This window comes from Rhizobium sp. N122, from assembly GCF_002211295.1.
Taxonomy (GTDB): Bacteria; Pseudomonadota; Alphaproteobacteria; order Rhizobiales; family Rhizobiaceae; genus Rhizobium.
On the sequence record NZ_LOKU01000021.1, the window covers coordinates 46246 to 58049 of the forward strand.

Below are 11804 nucleotides of genomic sequence, written 5' to 3' on the forward strand. Positions count from 1 at the left end.
GGACGCAGGAAGAAGGGACAAAAGCGCATTTCGATAGAGGCCGCACTCCCATCCGCGGCCAGAAGCGCTGGAAAGCTTTTTCCAACTCACAAGTTCCCACTTCACGCGGGGTTCTTGACGCCAGAATGAAACCGGATCGCATGGTGCGTTCCGGCCATAGTCGTTGTGGCGCCCCGAAAGGTTATGCCTTGACTAATTTTGAATCGCTTGGTGTCTCCAAGCCGATCGTCGCCACCTTGTTCCAGCTCGGCATCGAAACGCCGACGCCGATCCAGGAACAGGCCATCCCACTCCTGCTCGAAGGCCGCGACCTGATCGGCCTCGCCCAGACCGGCACCGGCAAGACCGCCGCCTTCGGCCTGCCGCTCATTGAAAAGCTGCTCGCCGACGAGCGTCGCCCCGACAACCGCACGACACGGACGCTGATCCTGGCGCCGACCCGCGAGCTGGTGAACCAGATCGCCGACAACCTGAAGAAGTTCATCCGCAAGTCGCATCTGCGCGTCAACGTCGTCGTCGGCGGTGTCTCGATCAACAAGCAGCAGTTGCAGCTCGAGAAGGGCACCGATGTCCTGGTCGCCACCCCCGGCCGCCTGCTCGATCTCGTCAATCGCCGCGCCATCACCCTGACCACCGTGCGCTATCTCGTGCTCGATGAGGCCGACCAGATGCTCGATCTCGGCTTCGTGCACGATCTGCGCAAGATCGCCAAGCTGGTGCCGAAGAAGCGCCAGACCATGCTGTTTTCGGCGACCATGCCGAAGATGATTGCCGATCTCGCCGGCGAATACCTCGTCGATCCGGTCAAGGTCGAAGTCACGCCGCCCGGCAAGGCTGCCGACAAGGTCGAGCAGTATGTCCATTTCGTCGCCGGCAAGAACGACAAGACCGAACTGCTGCGCAAGTCGCTGACCGAAAACCCCGACGGCCGCGCCATCGTCTTCCTGCGCACCAAGCACGGTGCGGAGAAGCTGATGAAGCATCTCGACAATATCGGCTACTCCGTCGCCTCGATCCACGGCAACAAGAGCCAGGGCCAGCGCGAGCGGGCGCTGAAGGCCTTCCGTGACGGCAGCATCAAGACGCTGATCGCCACCGACGTTGCCGCCCGCGGCATCGACATCCCGGCCGTCAGCCACGTCTATAACTACGACCTGCCCGAAGTGCCCGACGCCTATGTCCATCGCATCGGCCGCACGGCGCGCGCCGGCCGCGACGGCATCGCAATCGCCTTCTGCGCCCCCGACGAAGCCAAGCTGCTGCGTGACATCGAGCGCCTGATGGGCATCGACATCGCAGTCGCAAGCGGCGAAGCGCCGGCCAATATCAGCAGCAGCGGCCCCCGCCGCGGCAACGGCAATGGCAACAACCGCAACCGCGGTGGTGGCCAAGGCCAGGGTCGCGAAGCTCAGGGTCGCGGTGAAGGCCGTGGCGATCAGAACCTCTCCCAGCATCGCGGCAGCCGTCAGGAGCGCCGTCCGCGTCCCGAGCGCACAAGCCGCAACGAGGATTTCCGCGGCCAGCGCCGCGGTGAAGCCACCCCCAATCTCGGCCCCGACAACGATCTGGTCTCGACCTCCGACTTCCGCCCCTCGGCAAAGCCGCAGCGTCCTGCCCATGGCGGCCCCAATGGCCATCATGCCAATGGCGAGCCGAGCGGTCATCACCGCGGCAACGGCCGCCATGCCCACGGCCGCCCGGCCCGCAAGCATGGCGAAGACCGCGGCCCGCAGCAGGCCCAGGGCGGCGAACCCCGCCGCGAGGGCAATGGCGGCAACCGCCGCGGCGGCTCCGGCTCCCGCAATGGCGGCCAGCGCCGCGAACGCGCCTGAGCATTGATTGCACCAAAGGAAAAAGGCCGGGTCGAACCGGCCTTTTTTCGTTCAAGCATGTCGCAGCCCTCGGCCTAGGCTCTGGCCGGCACCTGCGGAACGACCCTGCGGTTTGTCAGATAGACACCGACGACCACGATCACTGTGCCCAGAATCAACGGCACGGTCAGCGGTTCTCCAAAAGCGATGAGGGCTTCGAAAGCGACGGCTGGCGGCATCAGATAGATCAGCGAGGCGGCGCGGGAGACCTGACCGCGGCGGATCAGATAAAGCAGCAGCCCGACGCCGCCCATCGAAAGACCGAAGACCGACCAGACGAGCGCGGCAAAGGCCTGCGTTGTGCCATCGAAATGCTGATGCTCGAAGATCAGCGACAGCGGCAGGGTGAGCAGCAGCGCCCCGACATATTGCAGCGTCGCTATCGACCTGAGATCGCCGGATTGCAGGTGTTTCTTCTGATAGAGCGTGCCGTAGGTGACCGAGCCCATGGCGATGAGGTTGATCGCCAGCGGCAGGGCGGCATGCGTGAGATCCGATGTCGCCGGATCGAGCAGTTTCGGCGAAATGGCGATGGCAATGCCGATGAAGCCGAAAAAAAGGCCGAGCTTCTGTGTCTGCTGCAACCGCTCGCCGACCAGAAAGGGAGCGGCCATCGCCGTCAACAACGGCTGCAGCGCCGCGATGATGCCCGATATGCCGGCCGGCACGCCATTGGCGATCGCCCACCACAGGCCGGCGAGATAAAAACCGTGCAGGAAGAACCCGGAATAGACCGCCCGTAGCGTCGTCGCCCGGCTTTTCGGCCATTGCGCCCCGGTCACCAGGCAAAAGCCCAGAAACGCCAGGGCCGATAGCGCATAACGTATCGAAAGAAAGGTGAAGGGCTCGGAATGCACCGCCGCATATTTCGCCACCACCCAGCCCGTGGACCAGAGCAGAACGAAAACGGCGGGGGCAAAGCGGTCGAGGGACATGAGGCTGCTCGGCAGAAAAGGATTCGCCCGTGCTGATAGCTGCACCGGGCGGTCACAGTCAAAGGCGAAGCGTTGATGCTTATTTGAAATTTCGCTGATGATAACCCCACTCTCCATCATCCTCGGCCTTGAGCCGAGGATCCATGCCACGACTCCGGAGGATGCTGTATGGATGCTCGGCTCAAGGCCGAGCATGACGGAGAGTGGGAGGGCACAAAGAGCTATTCACGGCACAGAGCCGGCCCTGGAATACCATCCACCAACTGAACCAAACAGTGCCGGCACCTCGGTAGAACTGACTTGATGAGGGGACAAGCGGGAAGGCTGTGCCCCCACAAACCTGCAGAACGAAAAACCATCACCTGCTCATATTTTACGCAGTCTCTGGCGGACGACCATCCGCCACGCCGCTTCCAACCCCCAATTCCCCCAGTTTCCCGCAACGCAAAATCTTTTCCTCGAACTGCGCATGGTTCTTGCATTGCAATTTGCGTTGTATTCAAATGAACAAAAAAGGGGAGCACGCACCTTTGGCATTTGATGAAATGATTACCGGGGATGAAAGTCCTCGCCCGCCTTATGAAAAATATTTTGAGTGGTACAACAGCCAAGACCGGTCGCATCTGATTGCCAAGTCCCGCGATGCGGAAAACATCTTCCGGAAGACCGGCATCACCTTCGCGGTCTACGGCCATGCCGATAGCTCCGAAAAGCTGATCCCCTTCGACATCATTCCGCGCATCATTTCCGCCCGCGAATGGCGCAAGCTTGCTCAGGGCATCGAGCAGCGGGTGATCGCGCTCAACGCCTTCTTGGACGATATCTACCACAAGCAGGAGATCATCCGCGCCGGCCGTGTCCCGCGCGAGCTGATCGAAAACAATGTCGCCTTTCTGTCCGAGATGATCGGCTTCCGCCCGCCCGGCGGCGTCTACACCCATATCGTCGGCACCGATATCGTGCGCACCGGCGAGGACCAGTTCTACGTGCTGGAGGACAACGCCCGCACGCCGTCCGGCGTCAGCTACATGCTGGAAAACCGGGAAACCATGATGCAGATGTTCCCGGAACTCTTCCATGAGAACAAGGTGCAGCGCGTCGAGGACTATCCCTATCTGCTGCGCCAGAGCCTTGCGTCGCTCGCCCCTCCCGGCTGCACCGGCAAGCCGCGCGTCGCGGTGCTGACCCCCGGCATCTACAATTCGGCCTATTACGAACATTCCTTCCTCGCCGACATGATGGGCGTCGAACTGGTCGAAGGCTCGGATCTGCGCGTCATCGACGGCAAGGTAAAGATGCGGACGACCCGCGGTTACGAGGCGATTGACGTGCTCTACCGCCGCGTCGACGACGACTTCCTCGATCCGCTGACCTTCCGTGCCGATTCGGCGCTCGGCATTCCGGGCATCATGGATGTCTACCGCTCCGGCAACATCACTATCGCCAATGCGCCGGGCACCGGCATTTGCGACGACAAGGCGATCTATTCCTATATGCCGGAAATCGTCGAATTCTACACCGGCAGCAAGGCGCTGCTCGAAAACGTACCGACCTGGCGCTGTTCGGAAGCATCAAGCCTGAAATACGTGCTGGAGCATCTGGAAGAGCTGGTCGTCAAGGAAGTGCACGGCTCGGGCGGCTACGGCATGCTTGTGGGACCGACGGCCTCGAAGAAGGAGCGCGCCGATTTCGCCGAGAAGCTGAAGGCCAAGCCGAACAATTATATCGCCCAGCCGACGCTGTCGCTCTCCACCGTGCCGATCCTCGTCAACAAAGGCATTGCGCCGCGCCATGTCGACCTGCGCCCCTATGTGCTCGTGTCCGACAAGGTTCAGATCATTCCGGGCGGGCTCACCCGCGTAGCGCTGAAGCAGGGCTCGCTGGTGGTCAATTCCAGCCAGGGCGGCGGCACCAAAGACACCTGGGTATTGGAGGACTGATGCTCGGAAGAACTGCAAACGGCCTCTACTGGATGTTCCGTTACATCGAGCGCGCCGAAAATATCGCCCGCCTGGTCGATGCGGGGCTGCGCATGTCGCTGACCCGCAGCAGCGCCGGCGACGACAATTGGGATGGGGTGCTGCAAAGTGCCGGCGTGCGTGAGGCTTATGACGAGGGCCACGCGAAGCTGACGAATGCCGATGCGATCGACTATCTGCTGCGCGATCGCGCCAACCCGTCGAGCGTCATGTCCTGCATCGAGTCCGGCCGCAACAATGCCCGCATGGTGCGCACCGCGCTGACGCGGGAGACCTGGGAAGCGACCAACGAATGCTGGATCGAGCTGAAAGCGCTGCTCGAAAAGCGCGTGAAGGCGGCCGACCTGCCTGAGGTGATCGACGTCATCAAACGCCGCGCCGGCCTCATCCGCGGCGCCTTCCACGGCTCGACGCTGCGCAACGAACTCTATAATTTCGCCCGCATCGGCACCTTCATTGAGCGGGCCGACAATACCAGCCGCATCCTCGATGTGAAATATTATGTGCTGCTGCCCTCGGTTTCGGCGGTCGGCTCCTCGCTCGACAATGTCCAGTGGGAATCGATCCTCCGCTCGGTCTCGGCGCACCGCGCCTATAGCTGGGCCTATGACGGCGAATACCGGGCGATGAACATCGCCGACTTCCTGACGCTGAATGTGCAGATGCCGCGTTCGCTTGCCTATTGCTACGAGAAGATCGTTAGCAATCTCGGCTATCTCGCCCAGGATTACGAGGCGCGCCTACCTGCCCACGATACCGCCGATGCGATCCGCACCACGCTGCAGACGCGGGCGATCCGGGACATCATGGATCAGGGACTGCACGAATTCCTGGAGGATTTCGTCTCGCGCAACAACCAGCTCGGCGCGGAGATTTCCGACGGCTACCGGTTCTACGTTTAAGCGGATCAGAACATGAGACTGAAAATCAGCCACCTCACCGAATACCGCTACGACGAACCGGCGCAGTTCTCGCTACAGCGGCTCAGGCTGACACCGCCGACATCAGCTGCCCAGAAGGTGCTCGGCTGGTCGCTGAATGTCGAGGGCGCCACGCCCGAGGTGGAATATGACGACCAGTACGGCAATCACGTCAATCTGGTCTCGCTGGAGGGCGCGCAGCACCTGACGCGCATCCTCGCCGAAGGCGAGGTCGAGACGGCGGATAATAACGGCGTCACCGGCCCGCATACCGGCTTCTGCCCGCTTTGGCTCTTCCTGCGCGAAACTCCGCTGACCAAGGGCGGCAAGCTGGTCAAGGATCTGATCAAAGGTGTGGCTGGCGACAATGACCTTGCCCGCATGCATGCGCTGATGGAAGCAATCCACGAGACGGTCGATTATAAGCCCGGCACCAGCAACACCGCGACGACGGCCGAACAGGCGCTGGAAAAGAAGAGCGGCGTCTGCCAGGACCATGCCCACATCTTCATTGCCGCCGCCCGTGCCTTGCAGGTGCCGGCCCGTTATGTCTCGGGCTATCTGATGATGGCGGAAAAGGTCGAGCAGGCGGCGACCCATGCCTGGGCCGAAGCCCATATTCCCGGCCTCGGCTGGGTCGGCTTCGATCCCGCCAACGAGATCTGCCCCGATGCGCGTTATGTCCGCGTCGCCTCCGGCCTCTGCTACCGCGACGCCGCGCCGATTTCGGGCATGCGCATCGGCACGCCGGGAGAAACGCTGTCGGTCACCGTGAAGGTCGAGGACGGCGGCCAGATGCAAAGCCAGAGCCAGAACTGAACGGCATCAGCCGCTCGAAAAAAAATGCTCTGCCCTCCGCGGCATGCGCGCCCCAGAGTTCGACCGTTTCCTCACAAAAGCGTCAGTCCTGCTTTTCCGCTGCGCAACGGCCGTGCCGGAAGACTTCTCGGGCGGCTTCGTCGGTATCGGCAACGAAGCCCATCGCGTGCACACCGACTCGTTCCTTCCCGGGAGGATGGGCGGCACTCACCCATGCCCGCCGATAGAGATCGACAAGAGGCAGGAAGCGTTCGAAATGGCCGCCGATGATGGCCACCATCAGCGGCAGGCCGAGCGTGCCGGCGCGGACGGAGGATTCCAGCGTTCCGCCGACGCCGAGCCAGATGTCATCATCGCGACAAATGCAGAGACCTTCGGAGGCCGGAAGCGGGCAGCAGGATAAACCACGTGGATCCCGCCAGCCGGCAGGCTCCAGTCCGGCAAGAGCTTGATCAATCGACCGGCCTCGACATGCTCGCCGGCCAGGAAGTCCGGCAACACGGAAACACCGCCTCCCGCCAGCGTCGCCGTCAGGACCGCTGGCGTCGAATTGCTCATGATGCTCTGCTGCATTCGCACTGTTAGGGGGTCGAAACCGTCGCGGGTGAACCGCCAAACAAGGGGCTCCTTGAGGGCCAGGTTGGCAATGAACGGGAGAGCCACGACATCTTCCGGTCCACTCAGCGCAAGAGAGTCGGAGAGGCTGGGAGCGGCGACGAGAAACTGCCGGAACCTGCCGACGCGCCTCGTTTGATGGCTGGAATCGTCAAGCCAGCCGACACGGACGGATAGATCGATCTGGTCCGCCACCAGATCCAGGCGTGCGTCGGATAAAAGCAGTTCGACCTTGCAGGCAGGATACTTGCGGACGAAGGCTGCGGCAAGGGGCGCGATCGTGCTGGCACCATAATCGTTGGATGCTGCAATACGGAGTACACCGGTCGGCGTAGCGTTGGCCCGCGTGACTTCATCCACGGCATCTTCGGCCTCGCGGAAGATCATGACGCATCGAGCATAAAGCAGCCGTCCCGATTCCGTCGGCTCGACGCGCCGTGTCGTTCGAAAAAGCAGGCTCGTCTTCAGTTCATTCTCTAGCCGGGCCACCTGCTGGCTGACGACCGTCTTAGTAATGCCGAGCCGCTTTGCCGCCTTGGTGAACGAACCGGCGTCGACGACAGCTGTGAAATAGGCAAACCGATTGAGATTGACGGGCTCCATATCAATGGCCTCATTGTAAGCTTTAAGCACACATTCTGTAGCATATCGCCGTATTTTTCGTCCATTCAAAGCGGGCTATTCCTGAGGTGACAACATCAGGCGACTTCATCCGCCGGACCACTTCACCAATAGCCGTTACGCAAGCAACCGGTGAAGGCATCCTAGACGGCCATCGGAGACAACAATGTATTCAAGGAGAGACGTCATGAAAACAATGCTTGCAACCGGCCTTGTCGCCGCTTTCGCCCCAGCCGGCCTTGGCAACGCTGCCGGATCGAAATTGACCTGGAAGCACTTCCCCGCTGGGCAAGACGGTTTCTTCCGCGCTCCGGTGCTGCTTTCCGGTCCGAACGAAGCGCTGCTTCTCGATGGGGGCTTCAGCTATCCCGATGGTCGTGCGCTGGTCGACGCCATTAAGGCAACCGGCAAGAAGCTAATCGCGATCTACGTCAGCCAGTCAGACCCGGATTACTATTTCAGCCTCAAGCCCGTCGTTGAAGCTTTCCCGGGCACGAAGGTGCTGGCGGCCACCGACACGATTGCCGCTATCAAGGGCAATGTTGAGAAGAAGCTCGCCGCCTGGGGACCGCAGCTGAAGGAGAATGGCCCGCAGACGCTTGGCGATATCGTGATGCCGGAGGCTTTCGACGGGCAACACCTTGCGGTCGATGGCGAGACGGTGGAAATCGTAGCGGCAGACGCCGGGCTGCCCAATCGCCGCTACCTGTTCGTTCCCTCGCTCAACGCGGTCTTCGGCGGTGTCATGATCTTCTCAGGCGTGCATGTCTGGACTGCCGATACACAGGCAAAGGAGCAGCGCGCCGCTTGGGTGGCAACCCTCGACAAGATCAGCGCCCGCATGCCCTCGATAGTCGTCGCTGGTCATATGGTTCCCGGCGCGGCCACTGATGTTTCCGACGTCGAGCACACCAAGACCTACTTGCTTGCGTTCGAGGAAGAACTTGCCAAAGCTGCCGATGCTGCCGCGCTCAAGGCCGCCATGGAAGCACGCTTCCCCGGCCTCGGCATGGGTGTCGCTCTCGACATCGGCTCCAAGGTCGCCAAAGGCGAGATGAAGTGGGGCTGAGATGAGCATCGCTCCCGAAGTCGGACGGAGGACCTATGAAAGGTCCTCCGAGAAAAATAAGCGCAACATGTTAGCAACCCCCGCGAATTGACGGTGGCCTATGCTGCAGCCGGCAGCCGGTGGGGTGACACACCCGGCGGCTTCTGCGGATGACCATCGTCTAAAGCTTGTCGAAGAGCCGACATGCGGATGCGAGTGGCGCCGCCGGCGGACGGAAGCAATCAGCATACGCCATGCGGAGCGGGATAATCAGTGCTGACGCTTTACAAGCACGAGTGATCGCGAAAGAAATCGCGGAGAATGATCGAGACCTTTTCAGAATCCTCCCAGTGCGGATTATGCCCAAAACCCTCCATGAGGACCGATTGTGCTTTGGGGAGTGCGTCTTCAAGCGCCAGCCGGTGAGTTGCATCGAACAGCGCATCCTCGCTACCACCGATGCAGAGTGCGGGGGCTGTGACCTGCACCCCGGTCTCCGTCAGGTCAAGTGTGGAAAAGCAGGCAAGAATGCCATGCCAGATCTCTGCGGGGATAGCGGCTGCCTCGCGGCTAACGGCGGCGAGGAAACAAGGATCGACCGTATGCGGACAGCTGTGCCAGAGCTCGAAGAATGGATCGCCGGGATCGATCGGATCACAAAGCTCGAGAATTCCGTTCGTAACCGGGTCGTGCCGCGGAAAGGCCGGGCGCACCGAGCCGGAAATCGTGATGAGCGCGGTGACGACGTCGGGCAGGCGGGCAGTAAGGGCGATACTGATCATGGCCCCCATCGAATGGCCGATAACCGCGAAGCGCTCCATCGAGAGTGCCGTCACCAGCGCAACGATGTCGTCGGTGAAATGCGGGACGGTCAAGCCCGTCCCGACCCCCGATCCTCCATGGCCCGGCAAATCCGGGATGATAAGACGGTAGCCAGCGAGCCACGGCTCCAATAGCGAAAAGCTCCGACTTGAATCCGAATAGCCGTGTAGCAACAGAAGCGTTGGACCGGGGCTACCGGTATCGATGTATACAAGCGAGCGGCCATCGACCAAGCGTAACGTGCGCTTGCGGGTCGTCCATTCATCCTGATCTAGGATGCTCATCAAAACAGTGGTCACGGTGCAAGCTTCGCCTTCACGGCATCAAGCCCCGGCTTGCCGTCAAGGGTCGTTACGCCGTTTAGCCATGCATTGAGACGCTGCGGTTCGCTGGCGATGGCTTTCCGGCCAGCCTCTTCCGGAGCCAAACCGTCCGTCATCAGATAACCCATGCCCTTGTTTTCGAAATCGATATCGAAGGTCAGGTTTTTCAGCAGCTTTGCGACGTTGGGGCATTCCTGAAGATAGCCCTTGCGCACCTGTGTCGAAACCGTCGCTGCGCCGAAATCCGGTCCGTAGAATTTGTCGCCGCCGGTCAAATACTTGATATCAAACGCGGTGTTCATCGGGTGTGGCGCCCAGCCCTGGAAGACGATGAACGCGTTGCTCTTTATACGGCGCTGTACTTCGGCCAGCATACCCTGTTCGCTGGATTCCACGACGTCCCAGTCGGCAAGACCGAGTGCTGGATCCTTGACCGCGTCGAGCATCAACTGGTTCGAGCCAGGCTCGATGCCGTAGAGCTTCTTGTCGAACTGATCGGGGAACTTCTGCAGGTCGGCGAAATCCTTGACACCGGCGTCCCAGACGTAGGTCGGGACAACGAAGGTGTATTTCGCCCCCTTCAGGTTGGTCACGACGTTTTCAACGGAATCGTCCTCCTTGTAGGGCTTGTAGTAATTCACCATGGCGGGATCCCAATAGCCAAGAAAGACGTCGAGATCCTTGTTCTTCAAGCTCAGATAGATGACGTCGATGCCGAGCAGCGAGCTTCGCGGCTCGTATCCCAGCGCCTTCAAAAGTGTGACGCCAATGCCGGTGGTGAAGGCAAGATCATTCCAGCCGGGCTCGGCCATGCGGATCACCTTGCAGCTTTCCTGATCGCCAGCGAAAGCCGGCACGGTCACGGCACCGAGAAGTATGGAAAGCGCGCCTATTTTCAGATGCTGATTCACAATATTTCCCCTCTGTTTTGTCCATTTGGTTATAAAATTGTCCCATCGGTCAACAATTGATCTTTGCGGAAGAATTGTCAATGGTGGAGACAAGACAAACGGGTACGAGTATGAAACTGACCAAAATCAGCGCCATCCGGCGCAGGGAGTTACGACAGGCTGCCTTCGCGGTGCTGCAACAGGAAGGCATGGCAGGTGCAACCCTGGAAAAGGTGGCCACCTATGCCGGCGCTTCCAAAGGTATCGTGCTGCATTATTTCCGCAGCAAGCAGGAGCTGTTCGAGCATGCGATGCGCGAGGCGAACCTTTCGCTTAGTGTAGCGGTGCGCACCCGGCTGAAGCAGGCGACAACGCCTCGAGAGCGACTGGAGGCGATCATAGAGGGCAACTTCGAGGAGCGCTTCTTTCAGCCCTCTATCTGCCACGCGTGGCTTTCGCTTTGCGCGGAAGTGCCACGCGAGCCGCAACTCGCCCGCATCCAGAAAGTGATCCATGCCCGCATGCGTTCCAACCTGATGTCGGCGCTGGTGCATCTGCTACCACGTGCCGAATGCGAGACCGTGGCGCTGACGATTACAGCGTTGATCGACGGGCTTTGGCTGCGGGCCGGCCTGCAATCGGAAGGCCTGACGCGAGAAGTAGCCATCAACCAGACGCGCGAATACTTAAAATACCGAATCCCGGACTGAGGATCGGCGAAGCTGTACAATTTGATGTAGCGCCTGAGCCTTTTATCAATGTGCGCGGCGAGACATCTCAGCGACAATCTCGTCGCTCCAATCACGACGGCGACCCGCATCAGTGAAAACCTCAGACCGCTGCACCGCCTCGTCGGCCTTGGTGCTATGCGTAAACCCTGTAATCGTCATATGTCGAAGCCCTGTTCGGGCACAACATCAACGATCAACTGCCGATCTGCTCCAGAAAGAGCGGTCGGACC

General features: G+C 60.7%; 10 protein-coding genes and 1 pseudogene. 6 read left to right on the forward strand and 5 right to left on the reverse strand.

All coding sequences use genetic code 11. The features are described from left to right. Window positions 1-140: 140 nt before the first annotated feature. Entirely contained in the window at window positions 141-1832 is a 1692-nt protein-coding gene (locus ATY75_RS16240; protein ID WP_088938360.1) for a DEAD/DEAH box helicase, read from the forward strand. Window positions 1833-1906: 74 nt separating this feature from the next. Here ATY75_RS16240 and ATY75_RS16245 read toward each other — a convergent pair whose 3' ends face one another. Then, window positions 1907-2806, reverse strand: a complete 900-nt coding sequence (locus ATY75_RS16245) for a DMT family transporter (protein WP_088938361.1) — start codon at window positions 2804-2806, stop codon at window positions 1907-1909. Window positions 2807-3336: 530 nt separating this feature from the next. Here ATY75_RS16245 and ATY75_RS16250 point away from each other — a divergent pair. Genes ATY75_RS16250 through ATY75_RS16260 form a run of 3 tightly spaced genes read left to right on the forward strand, consistent with a single transcriptional unit; the run spans window position 3337 to window position 6524 of the window. Continuing rightward, window positions 3337-4746: a circularly permuted type 2 ATP-grasp protein gene (locus ATY75_RS16250; RefSeq protein WP_049736073.1), complete on the forward strand. Its 1410-nt coding sequence runs from the start codon at window positions 3337-3339 to the stop codon at window positions 4744-4746. Further along, window positions 4746-5687 carry an alpha-E domain-containing protein gene (locus tag ATY75_RS16255; RefSeq protein ID WP_088938362.1) on the forward strand — a complete coding sequence of 314 codons (942 nt, stop codon included), beginning with the start codon at window positions 4746-4748 and terminating at the stop codon, window positions 5685-5687. Before ATY75_RS16250 ends, ATY75_RS16255 begins: the two co-directional genes overlap by 1 nt. A 12-nt stretch (window positions 5688-5699) precedes the next feature. Continuing rightward, window positions 5700-6524, forward strand: coding sequence for a transglutaminase family protein (locus ATY75_RS16260; RefSeq protein WP_088938363.1), 825 nt, complete (start codon window positions 5700-5702; stop codon window positions 6522-6524). A 118-nt stretch (window positions 6525-6642) separates the two neighbouring features. Here the strand turns inward: ATY75_RS16260 and ATY75_RS16265 are convergent. Continuing rightward, window positions 6643-6870: pseudogene (locus tag ATY75_RS16265) on the reverse strand (LLM class flavin-dependent oxidoreductase); the annotation flags it as partial. Further along, window positions 6804-7742 (reverse strand): LysR family transcriptional regulator, encoded by a 939-nt coding sequence (locus ATY75_RS16270; RefSeq protein WP_088938364.1) that lies wholly within the window; start codon window positions 7740-7742, stop codon window positions 6804-6806. The pseudogene ATY75_RS16265 and the gene ATY75_RS16270, both read right to left, overlap by 67 nt. 184 nt (window positions 7743-7926) lie before the next feature. Here ATY75_RS16270 and ATY75_RS16275 point away from each other — a divergent pair, with 184 nt between their 5' ends. Then, window positions 7927-8829 (forward strand): MBL fold metallo-hydrolase, encoded by a 903-nt coding sequence (locus ATY75_RS16275; protein WP_190241369.1) that lies wholly within the window; start codon window positions 7927-7929, stop codon window positions 8827-8829. Between the two features lie 263 nt (window positions 8830-9092). On the opposite strand, the gene ATY75_RS16280 is transcribed toward ATY75_RS16275, so the two are convergent. Further along, entirely contained in the window at window positions 9093-9929 is an 837-nt protein-coding gene (locus ATY75_RS16280) for an alpha/beta hydrolase (protein WP_245317587.1), read from the reverse strand. Continuing rightward, a complete protein-coding gene (gene choX, locus ATY75_RS16285) occupies window positions 9926-10864 on the reverse strand; it encodes a choline ABC transporter substrate-binding protein (protein ID WP_280950598.1) in 939 nt (312 codons plus the stop codon). Before choX ends, ATY75_RS16280 begins: the two co-directional genes overlap by 4 nt. 110 nt (window positions 10865-10974) lie before the next feature. On the opposite strand from choX, the gene betI reads away from it, so the two are divergent. Further along, entirely contained in the window at window positions 10975-11553 is a 579-nt protein-coding gene (betI, locus tag ATY75_RS16290) for a transcriptional regulator BetI (protein ID WP_088938390.1), read from the forward strand. Window positions 11554-11804: the final 251 nt, after the last annotated feature.

Bases quoted from the DNA above. Each gene is read 5' to 3' on its own strand.
- ATY75_RS16240 (WP_088938360.1), top strand. From the start codon at position 141: ATGGTGCGTTCCGGCCATAGTCGTTGTGGCGCCCCGAAAGGTTATGCC.
- ATY75_RS16245 (WP_088938361.1), bottom strand. From the start codon at position 2,806: ATGTCCCTCGACCGCTTTGCCCCCGCCGTTTTCGTTCTGCTCTGGTCC.
- ATY75_RS16255 (WP_088938362.1), top strand. From the start codon at position 4,746: ATGCTCGGAAGAACTGCAAACGGCCTCTACTGGATGTTCCGTTACATC.
- ATY75_RS16260 (WP_088938363.1), top strand. From the start codon at position 5,700: ATGAGACTGAAAATCAGCCACCTCACCGAATACCGCTACGACGAACCG.
- ATY75_RS16270 (WP_088938364.1), bottom strand. From the start codon at position 7,742: ATGGAGCCCGTCAATCTCAATCGGTTTGCCTATTTCACAGCTGTCGTC.
- ATY75_RS16275 (WP_190241369.1), top strand. From the start codon at position 7,927: ATGTATTCAAGGAGAGACGTCATGAAAACAATGCTTGCAACCGGCCTT.
- betI (WP_088938390.1), top strand. From the start codon at position 10,975: ATGAAACTGACCAAAATCAGCGCCATCCGGCGCAGGGAGTTACGACAG.